At 58.4% G+C, this 22,952-nt stretch carries 20 protein-coding genes and 1 riboswitch; of the genes, 8 read left to right on the forward strand and 12 right to left on the reverse strand.

The annotated features are described in order from the left end of the window. Nucleotides 1–5: 5 nt before the first annotated feature. The 9 genes from B0E51_RS15900 to B0E51_RS15940 form a co-directional block, all read right to left on the reverse strand. Nucleotides 6–1,226 carry a glycosyltransferase gene (locus tag B0E51_RS15900; RefSeq protein WP_077445853.1) on the reverse strand — a complete coding sequence of 407 codons (1,221 nt, stop codon included), beginning with the start codon at nucleotides 1,224–1,226 and terminating at the stop codon, nucleotides 6–8. A 33-nt stretch (nucleotides 1,227–1,259) separates the two neighbouring features. Beyond that, nucleotides 1,260–1,940, reverse strand: a complete 681-nt coding sequence (locus tag B0E51_RS15905; RefSeq protein WP_174567050.1) for a hypothetical protein — start codon at nucleotides 1,938–1,940, stop codon at nucleotides 1,260–1,262. 114 nt (nucleotides 1,941–2,054) lie between these two features. Then, nucleotides 2,055–3,164: a DegT/DnrJ/EryC1/StrS family aminotransferase gene (locus B0E51_RS15910; protein ID WP_077445854.1), complete on the reverse strand. Its 1,110-nt coding sequence runs from the start codon at nucleotides 3,162–3,164 to the stop codon at nucleotides 2,055–2,057. After that, nucleotides 3,161–3,748 carry a UDP-2-acetamido-3-amino-2,3-dideoxy-D-glucuronate N-acetyltransferase gene (wbpD, locus tag B0E51_RS15915; RefSeq protein WP_077445855.1) on the reverse strand — a complete coding sequence of 196 codons (588 nt, stop codon included), beginning with the start codon at nucleotides 3,746–3,748 and terminating at the stop codon, nucleotides 3,161–3,163. The genes B0E51_RS15910 and wbpD overlap by 4 nt, the downstream gene beginning before the upstream one ends. Before the next feature lie 10 nt (nucleotides 3,749–3,758). Then, entirely contained in the window at nucleotides 3,759–4,709 is a 951-nt protein-coding gene (locus B0E51_RS15920; protein ID WP_077445856.1) for a Gfo/Idh/MocA family oxidoreductase, read from the reverse strand. A 23-nt stretch (nucleotides 4,710–4,732) separates the two neighbouring features. After that, nucleotides 4,733–5,740, reverse strand: coding sequence for an NAD-dependent epimerase (locus tag B0E51_RS15925; RefSeq protein ID WP_077445857.1), 1,008 nt, complete (start codon nucleotides 5,738–5,740; stop codon nucleotides 4,733–4,735). Between the two features lie 2 nt (nucleotides 5,741–5,742). After that, on the reverse strand, nucleotides 5,743–7,020 hold the full coding sequence (gene tviB / locus B0E51_RS15930; protein WP_077445858.1) for a Vi polysaccharide biosynthesis UDP-N-acetylglucosamine C-6 dehydrogenase TviB: 1,278 nt from the start codon (nucleotides 7,018–7,020) through the stop codon (nucleotides 5,743–5,745). Nucleotides 7,021–7,214: 194 nt separating this feature from the next. Further along, nucleotides 7,215–9,416: a polysaccharide biosynthesis tyrosine autokinase gene (locus B0E51_RS15935; protein ID WP_077445859.1), complete on the reverse strand. Its 2,202-nt coding sequence runs from the start codon at nucleotides 9,414–9,416 to the stop codon at nucleotides 7,215–7,217. 33 nt (nucleotides 9,417–9,449) lie between these two features. After that, nucleotides 9,450–10,076 (reverse strand): low molecular weight protein-tyrosine-phosphatase, encoded by a 627-nt coding sequence (locus tag B0E51_RS15940; protein ID WP_343124671.1) that lies wholly within the window; start codon nucleotides 10,074–10,076, stop codon nucleotides 9,450–9,452. Nucleotides 10,077–10,675: 599 nt separating this feature from the next. On the opposite strand from B0E51_RS15940, the gene B0E51_RS15945 reads away from it, so the two are divergent. The 7 genes from B0E51_RS15945 to B0E51_RS15975 all read left to right on the forward strand — a co-directional run bounded on the left by B0E51_RS15945 (nucleotide 10,676) and on the right by B0E51_RS15975 (nucleotide 18,969). Further along, a complete protein-coding gene (locus tag B0E51_RS15945; protein WP_077445874.1) occupies nucleotides 10,676–10,939 on the forward strand; it encodes a hypothetical protein in 264 nt (87 codons plus the stop codon). A gap of 175 nt (nucleotides 10,940–11,114) precedes the next feature. Further along, on the forward strand, nucleotides 11,115–12,143 hold the full coding sequence (locus B0E51_RS15950) for a polysaccharide biosynthesis/export family protein (protein WP_077445875.1): 1,029 nt from the start codon (nucleotides 11,115–11,117) through the stop codon (nucleotides 12,141–12,143). Between the two features lie 325 nt (nucleotides 12,144–12,468). Beyond that, nucleotides 12,469–13,065, forward strand: a complete 597-nt coding sequence (locus B0E51_RS15955) for a YjbF family lipoprotein (protein ID WP_254424553.1) — start codon at nucleotides 12,469–12,471, stop codon at nucleotides 13,063–13,065. After that, nucleotides 13,062–13,844: a capsule biosynthesis GfcC family protein gene (locus B0E51_RS15960; protein ID WP_077445861.1), complete on the forward strand. Its 783-nt coding sequence runs from the start codon at nucleotides 13,062–13,064 to the stop codon at nucleotides 13,842–13,844. Before B0E51_RS15955 ends, B0E51_RS15960 begins: the two co-directional genes overlap by 4 nt. 163 nt (nucleotides 13,845–14,007) lie before the next feature. Continuing rightward, nucleotides 14,008–16,137, forward strand: coding sequence for a YjbH domain-containing protein (locus B0E51_RS15965; protein ID WP_305793707.1), 2,130 nt, complete (start codon nucleotides 14,008–14,010; stop codon nucleotides 16,135–16,137). A 159-nt stretch (nucleotides 16,138–16,296) separates the two neighbouring features. After that, complete coding sequence (locus tag B0E51_RS15970; protein WP_077445862.1) at nucleotides 16,297–17,961, forward strand: APC family permease; 1,665 nt, start codon at nucleotides 16,297–16,299, stop codon at nucleotides 17,959–17,961. A 309-nt stretch (nucleotides 17,962–18,270) separates the two neighbouring features. Next, complete coding sequence (locus tag B0E51_RS15975) at nucleotides 18,271–18,969, forward strand: CDGSH iron-sulfur domain-containing protein (RefSeq protein ID WP_077445863.1); 699 nt, start codon at nucleotides 18,271–18,273, stop codon at nucleotides 18,967–18,969. Nucleotides 18,970–18,988: 19 nt separating this feature from the next. On the opposite strand, the gene B0E51_RS15980 is transcribed toward B0E51_RS15975, so the two are convergent. Genes B0E51_RS15980 through B0E51_RS15990 form a run of 3 tightly spaced genes read right to left on the reverse strand, consistent with a single transcriptional unit; the run spans nucleotide 18,989 to nucleotide 22,348 of the window. Further along, on the reverse strand, nucleotides 18,989–20,098 hold the full coding sequence (locus tag B0E51_RS15980) for a homoserine dehydrogenase (RefSeq protein ID WP_077445864.1): 1,110 nt from the start codon (nucleotides 20,096–20,098) through the stop codon (nucleotides 18,989–18,991). Continuing rightward, on the reverse strand, nucleotides 20,095–21,282 hold the full coding sequence (metB, locus tag B0E51_RS15985) for a cystathionine gamma-synthase (RefSeq protein WP_077445865.1): 1,188 nt from the start codon (nucleotides 21,280–21,282) through the stop codon (nucleotides 20,095–20,097). The genes B0E51_RS15980 and metB overlap by 4 nt, the downstream gene beginning before the upstream one ends. A gap of 37 nt (nucleotides 21,283–21,319) precedes the next feature. Next, entirely contained in the window at nucleotides 21,320–22,348 is a 1,029-nt protein-coding gene (locus B0E51_RS15990; protein ID WP_077445866.1) for a homoserine O-succinyltransferase, read from the reverse strand. Between the two features lie 85 nt (nucleotides 22,349–22,433). Next, nucleotides 22,434–22,549, reverse strand: a riboswitch (SAM riboswitch). A gap of 193 nt (nucleotides 22,550–22,742) precedes the next feature. Here B0E51_RS15990 and B0E51_RS19550 point away from each other — a divergent pair. Beyond that, nucleotides 22,743–22,898 (forward strand): hypothetical protein, encoded by a 156-nt coding sequence (locus B0E51_RS19550; RefSeq protein WP_168172658.1) that lies wholly within the window; start codon nucleotides 22,743–22,745, stop codon nucleotides 22,896–22,898. Nucleotides 22,899–22,952 lie beyond the last annotated feature (54 nt).

Here is a 22,952-nt window from a genome sequence, read left to right on the forward strand (position 1 = left end):
TAGCATTAGTGAATTAGCCCAGGCACTTGATTTACTCCATCGGTAGATAGCTTATCCAGTACTTCGGTGTACACCTTCTTGAGGCGCTCCACGATCGCATGCTCGCCAAATCTCGCTAGACATGATTGGCGAATCTCTTCGGGGTCGTATTCGCTGATCCTGTCTCGAATTGCAGACATTGACATGGCCAAACTGGCATCATCATTTACTGGAACAAGCATGCCGTCACGATCCCTCACAATGGAATCTGGGCCGCCGCATCGGGTTGCTACTACCGGCTTGCCTAAGGCAAGCGCCTCGATCAGGACGACACCGAAAGTTTCGTAACTGCTGGGGTGAACCAAGACATCCGCACTGGATATCTCACGCACCACATCTGCCCGGGTAAGTGAGCCGAGAAAATCCACCCGGTTGTACACCCCCAATGTTTCGGCCAAGCGTTCAAGACGAGACCGTTCTGGTCCGTCGCCGCCAATTTTCAAAACCACTTGGGGGTCAGACGAGAACGCCTTGGCAAAGGCAGTGATCAAATGGTGAATACCCTTGCCTTCAACAAGCATCGCGATACTTACAAACACAAAATGTTTGTCGATGAGGCTCTTCTCCACAATTACGTTCTGGAATATGCCGTCGACTATATTCGGCATCACCTCCCAGCTCGACGGTTCTTCATCAAAATAATTGTCGAGAAAAGATGCAAACCGTTCGCTCACGGCAAATTTCCTGTGCGCCTCATTGAATACCTGCTTGGCGATCCTTGCCTGTGTCTTGCTTACCCTGCCACGGGAGAATGATGAGCTATGCTCGGTAATCACAAAGGGAACGGATTCATGCTGCGATAGCAACCTCGCAAGCTCGCCCGCGTAAAGTGCCGAATGCGCATGAATGATGTCCGGCTTGCCGAACTGGCTGACATAGTTTTTGTACAGCTCAAGCCCATGTCGTGACCATAGTCTCGATGCAGCACCATGCAAGAGCGGAAACCAGTTCACTCCGCGAGATCGAAGTGTCGGGATTGCTCCGTCAAATTCCAGCGTCCGGCAAGCTGCAGATGCAGCCGAACGCCAATTCCGCAACGATTTCAGCTGCGGATAAATCACACCCACGACGCACCCGGATCGTTGCAGAGCCATTGCCTGCTCTCGGAAGAAGCTTCCGGTAATATCTCCCGGCTTATCGGGATACCACGATGGAATGATCAAAACATGCACAATAAGCTGGTCCATCGGTATTGCTTGGAACAAAAACTTTCAAAAATGCTATGCCGACGGCATTTTCCCATATATAAAAAAGTCTGCGAGCGATCCAGTCGCATTGTCTCCAGCGTACGGATAACGATTGGGTACGTGCTCAAGCATTTCCCATTCTCGCCGATTTTCAGCCACCCACTTGGTGAAATTGCGATGCCTGACATGAGATGTCTGCTTGTCACTCTTATCGGATGAATAAACAATCACATAGCTTTGTGCCGAATCGAATAGTGTTTCCATATATTTTTCAAACACATTATCTTCGATAAGATGATAGATAACATCGAGTGACAACGCTAGCTGAGCGGTCTCTCCAGCATAATCCTTGACCAGCTTGAATGTTTTTGTTGTATCCGTTTCAAAAATCTTTCCGCATGTGGCCACGATATCGGGACTCACATCAAATCCGACGTATGACGGATAACGTGCCAGCTTCAGTTGATTGCCATCTCCACAGCCAAATTCTATGACACTACGGATATTATTTTTCGCCACGTAGCCGTTCAACACATCTGCCTTGAAGTCGGCCAGTCGATTATATGAACCAGCGCCGGAATTGCCTCCGGACTTATATCGATCGACCCAGTAACTCTCAGAGTCTTGGAATGGCTTGGATGGCTTTAGCCATTTTTTGTATACGCTTCGAGCGAATGGCCCAATCACAGGTATCTTTTTGATCAGATTTTTCATATCGACCTTTCCGATTGAGACAATGCTTATTGTTAATCGAGCACCCGAAAATCTTGAACGAAATACTTTTGATCTTGATACATAATATATCGGCGCCACGGCGCTACAGGCATTTCACTGTTCTTCGCAGACGCCCGAGCAGACATGGTGAAGCTCAGCCGCTATCACTTTCATCTTGTCTAAAGATAAATATGCATCCATCGGCAGGCTCAGCACATGTTTAGCAGCCAGATCACCCACCGGGAGATTGCTGCTGTCGTTGCTAACAGCGGGCTGCTTGTTCAGCGGCAAAGGGTAATGCACTGCAGTGGGAATTCCCGCCTCCTTCAATCTAGCTTGCACTTGCTCTCGGTGGTCTACACGAATGGTGTATTGCGCGTACACACTTTGGTTGCCCGGCTCGATGTGTGGGGTGCTGTTAATGCCCACTTCGCCCAACAGATGGTGATAGCTATTCGCTACCTGGCGGCGAAGTTCGATTTCTTCATCCAGGATTTCCAACTTGGGCAGCAAAATTGCTGCCTGCAAAGTGTCCAGTCGGCTATTCACCCCGACACGTATATGGTGATATCGACGATCCTGGCCATGGCGGGCGATCTGGCGCAGTACGACAGCCAGCTCATCATTGTTCGTAAACATGGCGCCACCGTCTCCGTAGCAGCCCAATGGCTTGCTCGGAAAAAAGCTGGTGCAGGCAATCGTGCTCAAGTTGCACGAATGGCGCCCCTTGTAACTGGCACCGAAACTCTGTGCCGCGTCCTCGATCACTGGAATGCCATGCCGTCCGGCGATGGCGTTGATGGCGTCGAAATCCGCACACTGCCCATACAGCGAAACGGGAATGATGGCGCGAGTCTTCGACGTGATCGCGGCCTCCAGCAGCGGTGGATCCATATTGTAAGTACGCGGATCGATATCTACATACACCGGCTTTGCGCCAAGCAGCGCGACTGTCTCGGCGGTTGCGATGTAACTGAAGCCCGGTGTGATGACTTCGTCATCCCGACCGATACCCAATGCCATCAAGGCAATCTGTAGCGCATCGGTGCCATTAGCACAGCTGATGCAGTGCTTGGCACCGACAAACGCAGCCAGTTTTTCCTCCAGCTCGGCCACTTCAGGTCCCAGGATGTACTGGCCGTGTGCCAGTACACGCTGGATGCCCGCATCGATCTTGTCCTTGATACGTGCCTGCTGGGCCTTCAGGTCATTGAACTCGATCATGCTGTTGCATCCAATTTGACCAGCTGATGACCATTGAGCACATAGCGTGCGGCAGTGTGCTCGCACACGACTTCGCCATTGCCTTGCAGCGGCAACTCGAGCTGTTCTCCGAATTCGCTCATCCAGCCAATCTGTCGCGCCGGCACACCCACGGTTAAGGCATAGGCCGGCACGTCCTTGTTGACCATCGCGCCCGCACCGACGAAGGCGAATTCACCAACAGTGATCCCACAAACGATGGTGCAGTTGGCGCCTAGCGTGGCACCTTTCTTCACCAGGGTGTCGCGGTACTGGTCCTTGCGTTCGATCAGTGACCGCGGGTTATATACATTGGTGAATACCATGCTTGGTCCGCAGAAGACGCCTTCTTCCAGGGTGACGTTGTCGTACACGGATACGTTGTTCTGGATCTTGCAGTGGTCTCCGATCACCACTTTGCTGCCGACGAATACATTCTGCCCGAGTGATACACCTCTGCCGATACGCGCTCCGCCGCAGATATGGACGAAGTGCCAGATGCGTGAGCCTTCGCCAATTTGCGCGCCGTCGTCAACGATAGCGCTGGGATGTTGGTAGAAACTCATGAAGGCATGCTCAGCGGCAACGGTTGAGGAACGGATGGTAGCTTCCCTGCATGCCTATGGGCTGCGCATTGCGAATCGTCGCCACCGTTGTGATAGCGGTGCGGTTCGCCTCCAGTCCATAGCCGTGGCCGGCAAGGATTTCCTGATAGCTGCGCGTATGCAGATCGGTAAAACCACCTGAGAACTCGATCTCCTCGGCGTCCACGGTGATCGAACGGAATGTGCGTTGACCGGCAGCGCGCAGCGCGTCGGGCACGTCTTCCACATCCACGGAGAGGAACCAGCGCACGCGGGCATGCTCGTATTCCAGGAAGCCAGCGGCCTTGGTGTCGCTGACGTGATGTACGACATTGTCCTGCAGCTCGCCAAAGATGAAGTGCAGCATGTCGAAGAAATGCACACCAATATTGGTGGCGATGCCACCGGACTTCTTGACATCACCCTTCCACGACTGCAGGTACCAGTGGCCACGCGAGGTAATGTAGGCCAAGTCTACTTCGTGCTTACGATCATGTTTGCCATTCCGCACTTTCTCGCGCAGCCCGATGATCGCTGGATGCAAGCGAAGTTGCAGGATCGTATTGACCTTGCAACCAGTGTCCTTCTCGATCTCCTGCAGGCCATCGATATTCCACGGGTTTAGCACCAAAGGCTTCTCACAAATCACATCCGCACCGGAACGCAGTGCAAAGCGCATGTGCGAGTCGTGCAAGTAATTCGGTGAACAGATCGATATGTAATCAATCTTATTGTTGTGTCTGGCACGACGCAGTTTGTCCACATGCCGGTCAAAGCGTTCGAACTCGGTGAAGAAGTCGGCATCTGGGAAGTGACTGTCGATAATGCCGACTGAATCGTTCGGGTCATAGGCAGCAACCAGTTGGTTGCCCGTATCTTTGATCGCTTGCATGTGCCGTGGGGCGATATACCCGGCTGCACCAATGAGGGCAAAGTTCTTCATGAAGTCTGTGTGCCTACTTTCGATCAAGAGTAATAGTTTTTGTACCAGTCGACGAAATTCGCCACGCCTTCTTCCACCGATACCCTTGGCCGATATCCAATGGCCAAGGCAAGTTCCGAAACATCAGCTTCGGTATCCGGCACATCGCCAACCTGCAAGGGCAGCATATCCATGTGTGCCCTGCGGCCAAGGCATTCCTCCAGAACCTCGATGTAACGCAACAACTCCACCGGCTGTTCGTTGCCTATGTTGTAGATGCGGTACGGCGACACGCCGCTACTGGCTGAATCTGGCGCGTTGCCATCCCAATCTGGATTCTTGCCAGGCACCTTGTCGAGTATCCGGACCACACCCTCCACGATGTCGTCGATGTAGGTGAAGCTGCGCTTGTGCTGGCCGTGGTTGAAAACCTTGATCGGTTCACCGGCAAGGATCGCCTTGGTGAACAGGAACAGCGCCATGTCCGGCCGGCCCCACGGTCCGTATACGGTGAAGAAACGCAAACCGGTGCTGGAAATACCATAGAGATGCGCATAACTGTGCGCCATCTGCTCGTTGGCTTTCTTGGTTGCGGCATATAGCGTCAACGGATGCTCGGTGGGTTGATGCTCCGAGAACGGCATCTTGGTGTTGGCTCCGTAGACCGAGCTGGTGGAAGCAAATACCAGATGCTCCACGCCGTGATGACGGCAGCCCTCAAGGATATGCAGGAATCCGGTAACGTTGCTGCTGACATACACGTGAGGATTCTGTGCGGCATAACGCACACCAGCCTGCGCCGCCAGATTGATCACGCGCTGTGGCTTATGCGTTTGGAATGCCATCTCCACTGCAGCGCGATCAGCCAGGTCACCATTTACATGCGTGTATCCCGAATGATTCTTGAGACGCGCCAAGCGCGCCTTCTTCAAGTTGACATCGTAGTAATCGTTGAGATTGTCGAAACCGACAATTTCGTCACCGCGCTCAAGCAGCTTCAAGGCGACGTGCGAGCCGATGAAGCCCGCCGTACCTGTAACCAGCACCTTCATGCTCACAGCCTCCCATCTACCGCCTCACGGGGCAGCACGTATTTCACGTCATAAATCACACATCCTGATTTACCGAACGCACGAATGCCCTTGGCTCCCATGCTTGCGAACTCTTGATGGCCAACTGCCACAATCACCGCGTCGTATGAACCTTGGGCTGGCTGAGCAACAAGTGTGAGCCCGTATTCATGTGCCGCCTCGACAGCATCCACCCAAGGATCATGGATATCCACCGTCGCGTTGTAACCGTGTAGTGCCTCCACGATGTCCACCACCCGCGTATTGCGCAGATCGGGACAGTTCTCCTTGAACGCCAGACCGAGCACGAGAATGCGCGCATCCACCGGGTTGATGCCTTTGCGCACCATCAGCCTTATGACTTCGTTGGCAATGTACGGCCCCATTCCGTCGTTGGTGCGGCGCCCCGCCAGAATGACATCTGGGTGATGGCCCACTTCCTGCGCCTTATGGGTCAGGTAGTACGGATCCACGCTAATGCAGTGGCCGCCAACCAGGCCCGGACGAAATGGGAGGAAGTTCCATTTGGTTCCTGCTGCCTGCAGCACTTCCAATGTGTCGATGCCGAGCTTGTTGAACAGCATGGCCAAATCGTTGACCAAGGCAATATTGAGATCGCGCTGGGTATTCTCGATAACTTTGGCAGCCTCGGCCACCTTGATCGAACTGGCCTTGTGCGTGCCAGCAGTGATGATGCTGGAGTACAGGCTATCGACGAACTCGGCTGTTTCAGCGGTAGAGCCCGACGTAACCTTGAGAATAGTCGTGACCCTGTGCTGCTTGTCGCCTGGGTTGATCCGTTCGGGACTGTATCCGACGAAGAAATCCTGGTTGAATTGCAATCCGGATACCTGTTCAAGAACCGGAACACAAACCTCTTCAGTGCAACCGGGATACACGGTGGACTCGTAGACCACGACGTCGCCAAGTTTGAGCACTTTGCCGATGCTCTGGCTGGCCTTGATCAAGGGAGTAAGGTCGGGCCGCTTGGCGGCATCAATCGGAGTAGGTACGGTGACAATATAGACATTGCACTTGCGGATATCCTCCAACTCCGCGCTGTAACGCAAACGGGTGACTGCAGACAGCTCATCGGCACCCACTTCCAGTGTGCTGTCGCGGCCTGCACGCAATTCATCCACGCGGGCAGCACGAATATCAAAGCCAACCGTGTCGAACTGCTTACCAAATTCCACCGCCAGCGGCAGCCCCACATAACCCAAGCCAATGATGGCGATCTTCACTTTGTCCAGTTGCTGCATGGTGCTTCCGTATGACCTTGATTGTGGGAGACTGCTGTTTTTTTCAATATGAACCGGGCAACAGGAGAGGCTTGATGCGGTATCAAGCGGTTGCTTTATGTCCCGATGCGTTGCTCAGATCACGCACCAACCTGCCATCCTTAGAAATCCAGGCTGTGATGACAGATGGGCGCAAACCAAATTGAGTAACAATCTCACTTGGTAGTTTTGTAGTCGTAGTAACCATAGGAGTAATAGCCTGCGCTGCGTTTTTCTACAGCGTTGAAGATGGCGCCCCTGACCTCAACACCGTTCTGCTCAAAGCGCTGTTTGGCTAGTGCAATTTCACGCGGCTGATTTAGACCAAAACGCACCACCAGTAGGCTAGTGCCAGCTTGATGGCCGATGATGGCGGCATCGGTTACAGCCAGAATCGGTGGAGTGTCAATGATGATCAGGTCATATAGTGGCTTCAATTGATCCAACAAGGCCGTGAATTTGGAATTCATCAGCAGTTCGGAAGGATTAGGCGGTATTTGGCCGCGTGCAATGAAGTACAGACTATCTAGTGGTGCGACAACACGGGTCGCAGCTACTAGATCAATCTGGCCTGAAACTAGCTCTGAAAGACCATTCTCGGCGTTGCCACCTACCACCTTATGCAATGCGCCCTTGCGCATATCACCGTCAATCAGCAACACCCGCTGACCGCTCTGTGCAACCACAGCCGCCAAGTTCGCAGAGACGAAGGTCTTACCTGCCTCTGGGCTGGAACCGGAAATCATCAGAACATTATTTTTGGCCTCTAAACGGGCAAAATGTAAGCTGGTACGCAGACTACGCAAGGCCTCGGTAGCGAGGTCTGCTGGAGCATTTATCACCAACAAGTGCTGTTTGCCATCTCGGTGTAAATGTTTACCGTGCGTTGAGATCGATTGCTCCTCCAAGCTGATTGGAATCGAGGCGTATACAGGTAGCCCGAGTTGTTCAATAGCAGAGGGATCTTCGACGCCACGATTAAGCATCTGGCGGAGGAACACTAGAGCAATCGCCAGAAAGCCACCGAGGAACGTACCTCCGAATATAACAACCAGCTTTTTCGGTCTGACCGGCTGAGTAATGTCCACTGCCGCCTTATCGACAATACGCACATTACCAACCGTGCCAGCGCGACCAATATCCAGCTGCTGGGCCTGATTAAGCAGCCCCGTATAGGTTTGATTGCTCATTTGGACATCGCGGGTCAACCGGAGCAGTTCTTGTTGGGTATCCGGCAGGTTGCCGACCTGCTTGTCTATGCCATCCTTTTGCGCCTGCAGCTGGCCGATCTGCTGCATCAGCGCCTGGTAAGCTGGATGTTGGGGAGTAAATCTACGTTCGATGTCAGCTAGCTGCATACGCAACTGCTGGATGCTGGTTTCAACCGCAACCTCTTGGGTCAGCAGCGCCTTGGTCTGCATCGTAATATCTACGGAATTTGCGCGAATCTGGAACGCATTCAAAGCTGCAGTGGCTTTTTCCAGATCACGACGCACGTTGGGCAGTTGCTCTTTGACAAATTTCAGACTGTTCGCCGCCTCAGCAGAATTGCGATCCACATTCTGTCGCACATAAATTTCACTGACTTGGTCAAGTAGCTGAGAAGCCAACTCAGGATCTGCACTTTCGTAAGTCAACGCAATAATGCCGGAATCCTTGCCCTGCTCACTAGCATTGATGCTCTGCTGTAAGTTATTGATGACAGCCAACTCACGATGCCGGACGACATTAAAATGCGTCCCGGGATTGGCGGCCAGGCTTTTAACCTGCATGGTCACGCCATGACCATTGACGTACTGTCCTACTTGGCCATTGACCAAGGTTCCGCCATCATTGTCCAGCAGCGTGTAAGTTCCGCGTTCACCCGCGATCAGGACTAATGGTTTGTCTAACAAAGTGTCAGAGACATCCATCTGGAAGATACCCAGCCTTGCCCCACCCCAGTCATAGCGACTTAGTCCCAATTTAGCTGAAGCCACTGCACCGGTTTGCTCAGGCGAATAATGTCTCGCAATAAAATTTCCGATTAGTGGAAATCTCTGCGGACTAACCTCCATCGTCAGATTTAAGTTATTAACTGCCTTGCCAATCACAGTCCGCGAAGTAATCAATGCAATCTCGGTAGTTGCCTCCGAGTTGGAAGCACCAAGCGTTTGCGTGATCGCGCTTAAGCCCGGTAGATCCGGTACCTTCTGCTCAACTTGCACGACTGCATTAGCCTGATAGATCGAAGTGGCCAGCAAGGCATATGCAGTGCTGATCATGAAAAATATGCCAGTGACAATACCGATCAACCATTTATGGTCATTTAGCGTGCCTAGCAACGCACCCAGATCAATTTCGTCATCGCGCTGCGATAGGTCTTGTGTGGCGGCCATCGAGGTGGTTGTCCCTTAGTTTATTAGTGATGCTTAGAGGTAACGCAGCCAGCTATCAACGCCTTGCCTGATCATGCCGTACACATGATCGAAAGCTTCTCGCTGCTGACGATATGGGTCGGGAATATCGCGTCCCAACAACCATTTATCCAGCAAAAAGATCTTGCCGCTAGTTTCGGGCGCCAACCGCGTCATGGCGTCCACATGACCTTTTTCCATGCCGAGTACTAGATCAGCCTCGCGCAACATAGCCGGGGTAAGCTGGCGCGCACGATGCGCCGTGCCATCTATGCCATGCTCCGCTAGTAGGTGTAACGCAGCCGCATCCATCCTGCTCCCTACCAGCGCACCTAGACCTGCACTACCAAGCTGGATATCACGCGGTACCAGATGTTGACGTAACAGGTATTCGGCTGTTGGACTACGGCAGATGTTGCCTATACAAACAATCAATATCCGTTTGAACACTGTACTAAAATACTCCTCAAGCCCCGCGAAGGATCGGGACAATCGCCGGTGATCTCGCCGTTGCAGGTACATTCCGCCGAGCCGGCGGCTCCTCCCAACGTCACTTCCCCGTACGCCGCATGCCATGCCCATTTCGGTATGTATAGTCATGCCTTCCGGGCGGCCGAGTAGTATAGCCAATACCATGCACATGAAAGGCTTATCCAAGATTTCATACGTATGGACCCTTCAGCTTCATTGCAGTTATACTCGGTGCAGACGCGCCTACAATTTGTGAAAGCGCAGTTACCGGGGATCTTATCCATGAAGAAGTTGATCGTTGCGCTTCTGGCCGCAGGCCTGATGGGCTCTGCATTTGCTCAGCCGGCTTCGCCGCAAGGTGGCCCGCAATCTGCACCGCCTCCACCCGCTAGCCCCGCACCGTCCGTACCTGGTGCAAAGACTGCCAGCACGGAGTCTCTGGGTGATCTGACCCCGTTTTATGTCGTGGCAGGTATCGCAGCCGTCGGCGTGATTGTCGTCGCCAGCGGGAGTAGCGGCGGGAAAAAGGCCGCAACTACCGGGACGCACTGACAGGCGTCTTCGTTCAAAAGCCGTGCCGGGTACGCCCGGCACGGCTTTTTTGTGCCTATCGAGAGGAGCTATTCCAAAGCATTCTGGACAGAATTTTAGATAGCAAACGCTGCCTAGTCAGGTAAGGGCATGAGAGTAGCCACGATGCTTCCTTCACGTAGAGTGCGGGTATACTCTTGCACGTCCACCTCTGGACCCTGGTCACAAGGAGCTATTTTATGAAGAAGATGCTTGCCACCCTTCTTGCTTCCAGCATGATGGTCTCGGGATTTGCACAGGCCGCCGCCGCACCTCAGCCCAATGGCCAGAACCAATCATCGCAGCCGGCAGTTGCTGGCGCAGCTGCCGCCAGCTCGGCGTCTTCCGGCGGCGTCACCGCTGCTACTGTTGTAGGTGTCGGCATTGTTGTTGCCGCTGTTGCCCTTATCGCCGTCGGCGCGCACCGCAACGGGCATACCAGCGGCACTACCGGGACTCATTAAGTCTCCGCCTTACGGTGTCAAAAACGTGCCGACCCATTCGGCACGTTTTTTGTGCCTGCCGTTCGCCTTCCTGAACATCGATGAGCCACACCTGATCGTGAAAAAATTATCCTCCTTGACCCTTATTGCCCTCACGGCACTTCTGCATGGCTGCATGTGGGCGCCGGGACAGCACATGTCTACCAGCAGTCTTGTCCGTGGTGATTCTGCCGACAATAGCCATGTGGAGCTGATACCGATCACCCCGAAGTTGCTGGCGATGAACCGCGCTTCGGCACAAGCAATTGCCATTCCAGATGCGCTGCTGACGTACCAGCCTGAGCCCTATCGTATTGGTCCAGGCGACAGCCTCTACATCACCGTCTGGGATCATCCGGAGCTGACCTCGCCAGCTGGCCCACAGCAGGCAACCATTGCCAATGGCCGTCTCGTGCGCTCGGATGGCACGCTGTTTTATCCATATATTGGCGGCCCCTTGAGGGTTGCCGGCATGACGATCGAGGAACTGCGCGAAGCAATAACCAAAAAGCTCGCCACCTACGTTGCGAAGCCACAGGTTGATGTCAGTGTTGTCGGTTATGGAAGCCAACGCGTGCTGTTGCAGGGTGCCTTCATGAAAACCGACCCTCAACCGATCACAGCGGTACCGCTGACGCTGACGCTGGCGTTAGGCATAGCCACCATCAACACCGAGCAAGCCAATCTGTCTGGCTTGGTACTGAGCAGGGATGGACATGATTACCACTTGGATTTAGATGCGCTGAACAGCGATAGAAATGTGGCGAGAGATATTTATCTGAAGCCGGGTGATCGTCTATTCCTGCCTTACAACGATCGCCAAGAAGCCTATGTCGTGGGTGAGGTGAATCATCCCTTGGCCATCCGCTTCAAGACTTCCGATCTTACGCTGAACCAAGCGCTGGGCCGTGCTGGTGGTCTCAACGAGACTACATCCAAGGGCAAGGCGGTTTATGTGATCCGTGGTGTGGAAGATCTCGAACAAGCGCCAGCCAAAGTGTTCCAGCTCGATGCGCGATCGCCAGTAGCATTTGCCTTGGCCAGCCAGTTCAAGGTGAAACCAGGTGATGTTGTATTCGTTGGCCCTGCTGGCGTTACTCGCTGGAATCGCCTACTGAGCCAGTTGTTACCGGTATCAGGCCTGATCAGCAGCGCGGCCAGTGCAAATTACGAACTGGGCCATTGATCCTCGTTGGAGCGTGAAAACGCCTGTGGGGTTTGACTTGAGTCGCAATGCTTGTGCATCTCGTCGAATTTCGAGGCTGTCGCGATGGAAATCGCTTCCACAAGTTTTGGCAATCGCGTAGACAATGCCCTTTTAAACAGTTCAATACTGTGCCAGATAAGAACATGAGGACCCAGGCTTGCAACCGGATCAGCTGACGAACACTGCATGCACAACGACGTCGAAAGCATGCTCAGCTGCGAGGTACGCGACGCCAACGCGATGCTGGCCTCGTTCCTTGCTTGCAGGTTCTTTGCTGCTACTGAGCTTGCATGGTTGCACGGACTTGTCGCGCTCGTCGGTCGACACCATGAAGCTGGCAGTGCAGCGTCACCCCCACGTCGAACCTACCGCCGCCGAGGTAGCTGCCAAACCGTATTACCAGATGCAGGCGACCAGTCCTGACGGTAGTGCGGTCCTGATTCTCGGCAACCTGGATGGTCAGCGCCAGGCGTGGTACGGCACCCATCAGGTCGTGGTGTTCCTTGAGCATGGTCGGATCGTGCAGACTGCCGGCCTGCATCAGAACCTGGATGGACTGCAGCTGCCTGCCAATGATCCCTTCGCGCGTGGACTGCAGACGCTCACCGCGCCGGTGGATTACAGCTACGCGAAGGACTGGTCGCCCGGCTACCGCTATGGCGTGCATGTTGACGCCAGACTGATACCGGCCGGCACTGAACAGATCAGCATTCTCGGCACCACCCATCAGGTATTGCGCGTGGATGAGCGGATCAATGCGCCGGCCGCGCATGACCGCGCCATCAATCACTACTGGGTCGATCCCCAGGATGGCTTCATCTGGAAGAGCGAGCAGCAGGTGGCTCCAGGTCTGATCCTGCAACTGCTGCAACTGCGCCCGTACCGGGAGAAGCAGGGATGAGGCGCGCGCTGCGTTGCGCGTATGCGCTGGCCTTGCTGGCGACGTCGACAGCGGGATTTGCTGCAGCCATGCAGGTGCAAGTGGGCGGCGCCGTGACCACGGAGGGAACGGCCATGCTGAAGGATCACGCCCGCCTCAGCGATGCCGCACTCGCCGCCCGGCCGCTTCCAACGGCCTACATGCTTGGAGCAGCATGGCTTCGCCCGAGCCTGCGGGAATCGCAGCAGCGATTGAAGGCAGGCATATTGTTTGACTTGACCAGCCTGCAGCAGCGCGCCATCAGCAAGGACAAGCCGGAGCTGGCCACGCTCGCCGGCAACCTGCTGGACTGGATCAAGCCGATGCCGGTCACCGGGAGGCAGCCGGCCTTGCTCGATCCGCGCGCGGTGGAGGTGGATGCGCCGGAGAACCATCCGCTCGCCGATGGCGATCGCCTGTATTACCCGTTGCGCCCGGACACCATCCGCGTGGTCGGTGCCGTGCGACAGGCGTGTTCCCTGCCATTGGTGCCGCTGCAGGATGCCCGTCTCTATCTGGCGTCATGCCCAATGGCCGACCAGGCCGATCGGGACACGATCTATGTGATCGAACCGGATGGCCGTATGTTCGTAGAGGATGTCGCCCTGTGGAACCGGACCGTGCCGAAGATGCTGGCGCCGGGCGCCTTGATCTACGTGCCGCTGAATACTCACGCGATCAAGCCGGTTGACCCGTCATTGAACGACGACCTGGCTGCGTTTCTGGCGACACAGTTGTTGCCGGGGCCGGGGGTGGAATGATGGATTTCTGGCAAGAGCTTCACCCCCTCCCTACCTCCCCCTGCAAGCAGGGGGAGGAGCTGAAGCCGCAGCGTGCTGATTTGGGATCTTGTCCTTCACCTGTTTGCGGATGGCGTTCACCACGGCTTTCTGACGCTCTCTTGAGAAACCACTACAGGAACCCGTGGGTTTGAACACCAGGCTCCAACTTATCCGTCGTCGCTGCACTTGCCTGCTGCCGCTGGCCGGCTGGTTGATGGCTTGTTCTGTACATGCGCAAAACGCACCTACGCAGAGCGACTGGGGTGGTGCCGGGCTATGGCAAACACCGACCGCGCGGATGGCTGATGAAGGCGAGGTGGCGTTCACCGCCGACCGCACCTCGCCGTATACCCGCTACAACTTCACTCTGCAGCCGCTGCCATGGCTGGAGGGAGTTTTCCGCTATGTGGACATCTCCAATATCCCCTATGGGCCTGAATCGCTGAGTGGTACTCAGAGCCTCAAAGACAAGTCGATCGACGCCAAGGTGCGGCTGTGGCAGGAAAGTCGCTACCTGCCGGCGTTCGCGGTCGGCATTCGCGATCTGGGCGGTACCGGCCTGTTCTCCAGCGAATATTTCGTCGCCAACAAGCGCTTCGGGCCGGTCGATGCGAGCCTGGGCCTGGCCTGGGGTTACATGGGCGCCCGCGGCGATATCGGCAATCCGTTCGATATCATCAGCGACAAATTCAGTGTCCGCCCCACCGGCACCTTGGGCAGCGGCGGCGAGATCAGCGGCAACCGTTACTTCCGCGGTCCCACCGCCCTCTTCGGCGGCATCAGCTACCAGACACCATGGCAACCGCTGATCCTGAAGCTGGAATACGAGGGCAACAATTACAAGCACGAACCTCACGACGACAACCAGCAGCAACGCACGCCCGTCAACGTCGGTGCGGTTTACAGGCTCAATCGAAACATCGACGTGAGTCTGGCCTTCGAGCGTGGCACCACCGCGATGTTCGGCTTCACCTTGCACACCAACCTGGCCCAGGACACCGGGCCGGCCAAGCTGCTCGATCCACCGCCGCCCGTGCGCGCGCAGACCCCGCCCACGCAGTCGCCGGAACAGGTGGATTGGGCGACGGTCAGCAAGGATCTGCGCAGCAACGCCGGCATCGAGGTGTCCAAGATCACCCGCCGCGACAGCGAAATCGTGGTCACGGGCGAGCAGAAGCGTTACTTCTATCCCGCCAAGGGCGTGGGGCGTGCAGCCCGTGTGCTGGACAACCAGCTCGGACCGGACATCGACTGGTTCACCGTGGTGGACACCCAGGCAGGCATGCCGATGGTCGCCACCAGCGTGCATCGGCAGCGCTTCGATGACCTGCTCGACTACAACATCGACCTGCAATCGTTCCGCCGCAGCGTCGAACAGGACACGCCCTTGCCGCAGCACGAGGAAGTGCTGTACCAGGCCACGCCGAAGAAATTCGATGGCGGCCTGGCGCTCAACTACAGCCAGTCCCTGGGTGGCCCGAACGCGTTCATCCTGTACCAGGTGTCTGCCGACTACGACGCCGACTACCACTTCACCCCGAACCTGTGGTGGAGCGGCGACGTCAGCGCGAACCTGCTCAACAACTACGACAAGTTCACCTACGACGCGCCGAGCGAGCTGCCACGCGTGCGTACCTATATCCGCGAGTACCTCACCAGTTCGACCATCACCATGCCGGTGTTCCAGCTGACCACGACCCAGCGCCTGGACACCGATCTCTACGGCATGGCCTATGCGGGCATGCTGGAGAGCATGTTCGGCGGTGCCGGCGGCGAAGTGCTTTACCGTCCGATGGGCGAGCGCTGGGCCATCGGCGCCGACGTCAACTGGGTCAAGCAGCGCGGCTTCGACCAGGGTTTCACGTTCCGCGACTATCACGTCGTCACCGGCCAGGTGACCGGCTATTTCGACCTGGGCTACAAGGACGTCACGCTCAAGCTCAGTGCCGGCCGTTACCTGGCAGGCGACTGGGGCACCACCATCGACATCTCGCGCAAGTTCAGCAACGGTGTGCAGATCGGCGCCTATGCCACCTTCACCAACGTGTCGGCCGCGCAGTTCGGCGAAGGCAGTTTCGACAAGGGCATCTACGTGTCGATTCCGTTCGACCTGATCCTGCCGGGCTCGCACGTGCGCAGCGCCAATATCCTGTGGGAACCCCTGCTGCGCGATGGCGGCGCACGCCTGGACAAGCGCTACAACCTGTATGACCTGACCAGCGATCGCGACAGCGACCTGTTCCAGGACAACCTGCAGATGATTACCGAGTAGGCGCTCGGCAGCCGCCACTTCGCATAGCCACTGAACCCGCCGCCGTCCGGCTTTTCTGCAAATCCAGGCCGCTCGGATGACCTGTGACGGGTGACAGGCGGCGGGCACTCTGCAACCATCAGACTCTTTCAGCGCATCAACGCCCGCGCAGGAGCTTCCATGTCCTCATCCAGCCCTCTCCGCCGCGACGTCGGCCCGTTCGCCCTGATGCTTACCGGCCTGGGCTCGATCATCGGCTCCGGCTGGCTGTTCGGCGCATGGAAGGCGGCAGGCCTGGCCGGGCCCGGCGCGGTATGGGCGTGGGTGCTGGGTGCTGCGATCATCATGACGATTGCGCTGACCTATGCCGAACTGGGCGCGATGTTTCCCGAGTCCGGCGGCATGGTGCGCTACAGCCATTACTCGCATGGCTCGCTGGTCGGCTTCATCGGCGCGTGGGCGAACTGGATCGCTATCGTGTCGGTGATCTCGGTGGAGGCCGAGGCCTCGGTGCAGTACATGTCCGGCTGGAAGTGGCAATGGGCGAAGGACCTTTACGCGCATGTGCCGGGCGGACAAGGAGAGCTGAGCCATATCGGCCTGGCTATCGCTGCGGTGCTGGTGATCGTCTATTTCCTGATGAACTTCTGGAGCGTGAAGCTGTTTGCTCACTCGAATACCGCGATCACCGTGTTCAAGCTGGTGGTGCCGGCAGCGACCGGCCTGCTGCTGATCGCCAGCGGCTTTCATCCTGAAAATTTCTCGGTCGGCATCCACGGTGGCGCGCATGTGACGGACTTCGCGGCCATCCTCACTGCCGTGGCTACCGCCGGCATCGTGTTCAGCTTCAACGGTTTCCAGAGTCCGGTGAATCTCGCCGGCGAAGCACGCAATCCGGGCAGGAGCATCCCGTTCGCGATCGTCGGCTCGATCGGGATCGCCACCGTCGTCTACGTGATCCTGCAGGTCGCCTACATCGGCGCGGTACCACCGGATCTGCTGGCCAAGGCCGGCTGGCACGGCCTCGATTTCAGCTCGCCGTTCGCGGACCTGGCGAAGATTCTCGGCCTGTTCTGGCTGGCTAACCTGCTGTTCCTCGATGCATTCATCAGCCCCAGCGGCACCGGCATGACCTACACCGCCACCACTGCGCGGATGATCTACGGCATGGAGCGCAACGGCACGCTGCCGAAGATCCTCGGCCTGGTGGACCCGAAGTCGGGCGTGCCACGCCCGGCGATGTGGCTGAACCTGGTGGTGTCGTTCCTGTTCCTGTTCTTCTTCCGCGGCTGGGGCACGCTGGCGGCGGTGATTTCGGTAGCCACGATCATCTCCTACCTCACCGGCCCGGTCAGCGTGATGACGCTGCGCCGCACCGCGCCAGAGCTGCATCGCCCGTTGCGCCTGCGTGGCCTGCCGGTGCTCGCCGGCATCGCCTTCATCATGTCGACCGAGCTGCTGTACTGGGCGAAGTGGCCACTGACCGGCGAGATCATCCTGCTGATGGTGGTGGCACTCCCGGTGTATCTGTATTACCAGGCGAAGAGTGGCTGGCACGACTTCGCACGTCAGATGAGGGGTGCGTGGTGGCTGGTGTTCTACCTGCCCACGCTGGCCTTCGTGTCGTGGGCCGGCAGCACCACGTTCGGCGGCCAGGGCTATCTGTCCTACGGCGTGGATCTCGCGGTGGTCGCGGTGATCGGCCTGGTGTTCTATCTGTGGGGTGTGAAGTCCGGCTGGCGCACGCCGTCGGTGGAAGCGGCACAGCTGGAGGCTCAGAGTGATCCGGCCTCGCCGCTGGTGCCACCGGACGAAGTGACAGCAGAGCGCATCACCGGGCACTGAGCTTCTATCTTTTGACCAAACAAAACGCGCGGCTCATCGCCGCGCGTTTTGTTTGGAATGCCTCCGTCCGACTTCATCCCCGCCTGACAACAGCAGTATCAGGGATAGTCTCAATAACTCGTCATCCCAGCGAACGCTGGGATCCAGTGCCGTTGCAAAACACGGAAGGCGCTGGATGACTGGTTTGGCTGTCTAAAAGCGCCTCCAGCGAACGCTGGACTGACCAGCAAAGACTTATTCATACCGTCCTTAGTTGTAAAGTAAACACTTGGATCGTGGCCTTCACGTTGCTCAACCGAGGGACGTCAGATGAATCCGCAGAAGCCAGTCGGTGCGCGAGTCAAGATTTCGAAGAACGGCCCCTATCTCGTTTCGGGCGGCCTTCCTCTGCACAAGGAGACTATCGGCACGAACGAGGATGCCGAGTCGACAAAGTGGGAAAAGGGGCAGCAGTATGCTGCGGATGAGCAATACGCACTGTGTCGCTGCGGCCATAGCGCGAACAAACCGTTCTGCGACGGCACGCATGCGAAGGTCGATTTTGACGGCAGCGAAACCGCGAGTCGCCAGCCATATCTCGAACAGGCTCAGGTCATCCGCGGTCCGACCATGTCGCTGACCGATGTCGAGGGCCTGTGCGCGTTCGCACGCTTTTGCGATCCGCATGGCCAGGTATGGAATCTGGTCAACCAGACCGACGATCCCTCCGCCGCCAAGCATTTCGTCAGCCAGACTTGTGCCTGTCCGTCGGGGCGACTGGTGGCCTGGGACAATGCGACCGGCAAACCGATCGAGCCCGCGCTTGAACCATCGATCGGCCTGATCGAGGATCCTGCGCAGAACTGTTCCGGACCGATCTGGTTGCGTGGCGGCGTGCAATTGATCGGTGCCGACGGCTTCGAATACGAGGTGCGCAACCGCATGACCCTGTGCCGCTGCGGCGAGTCGCAGAACAAGCCGTTCTGCGACGGCACACATGCATCCATGGGATTCAGCGACAGCGAATGAGTGCGCTGACCAAGCAGCATCAGGCCAGCGCCAGTACATCTCCCAACAACGCCTGTGCGGTCACTTCCGGCCCCGCGCCCGGCCCCTGGATCACCAGCGGCTGGGTGTTGTAGCGGGTAGTAGTAAGGGCGAACTGGTTGTCGGTGCCGTACAGGCGCGCAGCCGGATGAGTCAGCGGCACTTCGACCAGACCGACACGGGCGCGGCCGCGCTGGTTCAGGCGGGCGAGGAAGCGCAGCACGCAACCGCGTGACTTCGCGTCGGCATGCAGCTTCGCCAGCGGCTCGTCCAGTTCCTCCAGCCGTGCGAGAAAGGACTCGGTATCCAGCGCACGCAACGGCTCGGGTACCAGACCCTGTACATCCACCTCGTCGGTGCCGAGCGAGAAACCGGCATTGCGGGCGATGATCAGCAGCTTGCGCGCCACGTCCTCGCCAGAAAGATCCGAGCGCGGATCGGGCTCGGTGTAGCCCAGTCGACGCGCCTCGCGCAGCAAGGCAGAGAATGGCTGGCTGCCGTCGTACTGGTTGAACAGCCACGACAGCGAACCGGAGAACACACCTTCCAGCGTGAGCAGGCTGTCACCGCAAGTGCGCAAACGGCGTAGCGTGGACAGCACCGGCAGGCCGGCTCCAACAGTGGCCGAATCGCCATAACAACCGCCATTCGCGACCGCCGCCTGCAGCGCACGCCAGCCGGGCAGTTCGCCGCCCGCCAGCGCCTTGTTCGCGGTGACCACGTGACAACCACGCGCCAGCCATTCAGCGTGGCGTGAGGCCAGGGACACGCTGGCGGTGGCGTCGACGATCACCTTCACCGCCGCACCGCTGGCATCCAGCACCTTGAGCAGGTGGGCGTTGTCACGCGTATCGCCCTGACTGTTCAGCTGCTCGCGCAGGCTGCGATGGGCCAGATGGACCGGATCGGTCTGCTGGCGACGCGAGTTGGCCGCACCGACCAGCCGTACGCTGACCGCAGCCGACGTATTGAGCAGCTTCAACAACGCGCCACCGACCACGCCGGTACCCAGCAGCACGATGGCAATCGTGGGCGCGGTTCCAGTTGCAAGGGTGGCGCGCGGCAGCTTCCGGTCAACCGCAGCAGCCGCTTCCACCAGTACCGCGCTCATGCGATCACCCGGCGTTTGGATTTATCCACGGCGACGGCACGCAGCAGCGCCGCATCGAGATCACGCAGCAGGTCGTCGCCATCTTCGATGCCCACGGACACCCGCAACAGGCTGTCGGCGATACCGGCGGCGTGACGCGCCTCCACCGCCATCGACGAGTGCGTCATCGAGGCCGGATGCGCGATCAGGCTCTCCACGCCGCCCAGCGATTCGGCCAGCGAGAAATACTGCAAGCCATCGACGAACGCTTCGATCTGGGTCACATCGCCTTCCAGCTCGAAACTGAGCATGGCGCCGAAGCCCTGCTGCTGGCGCGCGGCCAGGGCATGCCCGGCGTGACTGGCAAGACCGGGGTAATACACCTTGCGTACGGCGGGGTGGGCATCCAGCTGCACGGCAATGCGTTCGGCGTTCTCCTGATGCTGGCGCAGGCGTACCGACAGGGTACGCAGGCCGCGCAAGGTCAGATAGCTGTCGAACGGCGCGCCGGTGAGACCGTTGCAATTGGCCCACCACTTCAGCTGCTCGAACACGGCCGGCTCACGCGCCACCACCGCGCCGCCGACCACGTCGCTGTGGCCGTTGATGTACTTGGTGGTGGAGTGCACCACCACATCAGCGCCGAGCAGCAACGGCTGCTGCAGTGCCGGCGACAGGAAGGTGTTGTCGACCACTACCAGCGCACCGACCGCATGCGCGGCCTGCGCCACGTGACGGATGTCGGTGATTCGCAGCAAGGGATTGGACGGCGTCTCCACCCAGACCAGCGCCGGTTTCTGCGCCAGGCCCGCGGCGAGCGACACGCTGTCGGTCAGGTCGACGAAATCGACGCTGAAGCGCCCCTTCTTCGCCCACGCATCCAGCAAGCGCCAGGTGCCACCGTAACAATCATGCGCCGCGAGGACTTTCGATCCCGCCGGCACCAGTTCCAGCGCCAGCGCCACCGCCGACATCCCGCTGGACGTCACCACCGCGCCGGCGCCCTGCTCCAGTTCCGCCAGCGCATTGCCGAGCAGGTCACGGGTGGGATTGCCGCTGCGCGAATAATCGTAGGCGCGCTTGCGGCCGAGGCCGGCGAAACTGTAGTTGCTCGACAGATGCAGCGGCGGCACCACCGCGCCGTGCTGGGTGTCGCTTTCGATGCCGGCGCGCACGGCGCGGGTACAAGGGGCGGATTCGCTCATGGGTGGATCTCCGGTTCTTGCCAGTTATCAGATGAAGTCAGGCCAGCGCTTCGCGCAACAGCGGCGCGAGCTGCTCGGGTTCCTTGAGGAAGGCATCGTGGCCGTACGGCGACTCGACCACTTCCAGCGTGGCCGGGCCATGCAGGCGGCGCTGCAACTCGCACAGGTCGGCCAGCGGCACCAGCCGATCGGACGGGAAGCCGATCAGGGTGGCGGGCGTCGGGATCTGCTCCGGCGCCACGTCATGCAGGTCGATCGATTCGGACAACGCGAGGAAACGATCCGCATCGAAGCGCTCGACGAAGCGCCGCCCCTGATGCTCCAGATAGTCCTCGACCGGGAAATGGAAGCGCTCGTCGCGCCATTCCGGGCCACCGGCAAAGCGCCGGCCGAATTCACCGCTGCCGCGGTAGGTGGTGATCGCAAGCTGGCGTGCCAACGCCAGCGCCTCGTCAACCCGACCGGTCGACTGGCCGAGCCGCACGATGCCGCGCTGCACGCTGCGCTGCGCGGTGGCCAGCGGATGCGGCCGGTGCGCGCCAGCCAGCAGCAGCAGCCGATCGACGCAACGCGGATGGCGCGCCGCGAAGGCCAGCGCCACCATCGCGCCGTACGAGGAGCCGACGAAGGCATGCGCCTGCGGGATCGCCAGCGCCTGCAGCAGCGCCGCCAGCGCGTCGGCCTGATCCTCGCTGGATACCGAGTCGACGCCCAGCTCGGCCGGGGTCAGCCAGTCGATCGCCAGCACACGCCAGCGCTCCAGATCGATCGCCGCACCGGTGCCCACCAGCGCCTGCCACCAGCCCGGAGCACTGTCGCCGTCCAGTGCGGTGACGTCGCGGCTGGCCGAGATGCCGCCCTGTACGATCAGCGTCGGCGCATCCGGCGCGCCACACCACAGATAACGCACTTCGACCTCGCGCGGACCGCTGCCGTATTTCGGGGTGAGCTGCAGCCGCCGCGTGCTGCGCTGGGCAGTCAGTGGACGCGCGTGTCGTGGCTCAAGGCCCTCGGCAAACGCAGCGTGGCTGGTCTCGACATAGCGGCTTTCGGGCAGGAAGGTCATCTCGCTCTCCGGTAGGCATCGCCCTGCGCAGTACCGGAAAGGTCGCCACTCCGGGGGCGGCAGCGGATAGCTGCGCTACGGATGACGCCCATCTACCGGTCAGTGCCGAAGCACCTCCGCAGGAGTTGGCACCGTGGCGGAAACGCTCCGCAGGTTGCCCCGGCTTCAAAGGGCCTGTCCCTCAGCCGGTCTCGATGAGTGGGGCGATATTGAACGTCTATTTTCTTCGTGTCAATAGACGTCTAAACATCTAAACGCATATATGTTTATTTGTCATAACGATTTGCCATATGCCTTAGATGGACGCATGCTGGCCATGGGCACCATTACGGGGAGCGCCTCATGAGTCAGACGTCAGCGGTAACACGACCAACCGCTGTCGATCCATCTCGGAATGGAAGTGGCCGCGCTGTGCGGCGTTGGCCGCCCCAAAACCGGTATCAAGGTCATCGCACTCTCAGTCTGCGACGAGAAGACGAAGAACCCGTATCCCGCCAGATGGAATACGCTGAAACCCTACCTGCGAGTGGTGCCGACACTGCAGGGCTGATTGCGCACGGCTCCCTCCCCTGCTTGCAGGGGAGGGTTGGGGGGGGGTGTGGCT

The sequence above is a fragment of the Rhodanobacter sp. C05 genome (assembly GCF_002001165.1).
Lineage (GTDB): Bacteria > Pseudomonadota > Gammaproteobacteria > Xanthomonadales > Rhodanobacteraceae > Rhodanobacter.

Coding starts and splice junctions, on each gene's coding strand:
- tviB (WP_077445858.1), bottom strand. CDS start 7,020: ATGCAGCAACTGGACAAAGTGAAGATCGCCATCATTGGCTTGGGTTAT.
- B0E51_RS15905 (WP_174567050.1), bottom strand. CDS start 1,940: ATGAAAAATCTGATCAAAAAGATACCTGTGATTGGGCCATTCGCTCGA.
- B0E51_RS15945 (WP_077445874.1), top strand. CDS start 10,676: ATGAAGAAGATGCTTGCCACCCTTCTTGCTTCCAGCATGATGGTCTCG.
- B0E51_RS15960 (WP_077445861.1), top strand. CDS start 13,062: ATGAGGCGCGCGCTGCGTTGCGCGTATGCGCTGGCCTTGCTGGCGACG.
- B0E51_RS15910 (WP_077445854.1), bottom strand. CDS start 3,164: ATGATCGAGTTCAATGACCTGAAGGCCCAGCAGGCACGTATCAAGGAC.
- B0E51_RS19550 (WP_168172658.1), top strand. CDS start 22,743: ATGGAAGTGGCCGCGCTGTGCGGCGTTGGCCGCCCCAAAACCGGTATC.
- B0E51_RS15990 (WP_077445866.1), bottom strand. CDS start 22,348: ATGACCTTCCTGCCCGAAAGCCGCTATGTCGAGACCAGCCACGCTGCG.
- wbpD (WP_077445855.1), bottom strand. CDS start 3,748: ATGAGTTTCTACCAACATCCCAGCGCTATCGTTGACGACGGCGCGCAA.
- B0E51_RS15900 (WP_077445853.1), bottom strand. CDS start 1,226: ATGGACCAGCTTATTGTGCATGTTTTGATCATTCCATCGTGGTATCCC.
- B0E51_RS15925 (WP_077445857.1), bottom strand. CDS start 5,740: ATGAAGGTGCTGGTTACAGGTACGGCGGGCTTCATCGGCTCGCACGTC.
- B0E51_RS15975 (WP_077445863.1), top strand. CDS start 18,271: ATGAATCCGCAGAAGCCAGTCGGTGCGCGAGTCAAGATTTCGAAGAAC.
- B0E51_RS15950 (WP_077445875.1), top strand. CDS start 11,115: ATGTCTACCAGCAGTCTTGTCCGTGGTGATTCTGCCGACAATAGCCAT.
- B0E51_RS15940 (WP_343124671.1), bottom strand. CDS start 10,076: ATGTGCATGGTATTGGCTATACTACTCGGCCGCCCGGAAGGCATGACT.
- B0E51_RS15920 (WP_077445856.1), bottom strand. CDS start 4,709: ATGAAGAACTTTGCCCTCATTGGTGCAGCCGGGTATATCGCCCCACGG.
- B0E51_RS15935 (WP_077445859.1), bottom strand. CDS start 9,416: ATGGCCGCCACACAAGACCTATCGCAGCGCGATGACGAAATTGATCTG.
- B0E51_RS15970 (WP_077445862.1), top strand. CDS start 16,297: ATGTCCTCATCCAGCCCTCTCCGCCGCGACGTCGGCCCGTTCGCCCTG.
- B0E51_RS15980 (WP_077445864.1), bottom strand. CDS start 20,098: ATGAGCGCGGTACTGGTGGAAGCGGCTGCTGCGGTTGACCGGAAGCTG.
- metB (WP_077445865.1), bottom strand. CDS start 21,282: ATGAGCGAATCCGCCCCTTGTACCCGCGCCGTGCGCGCCGGCATCGAA.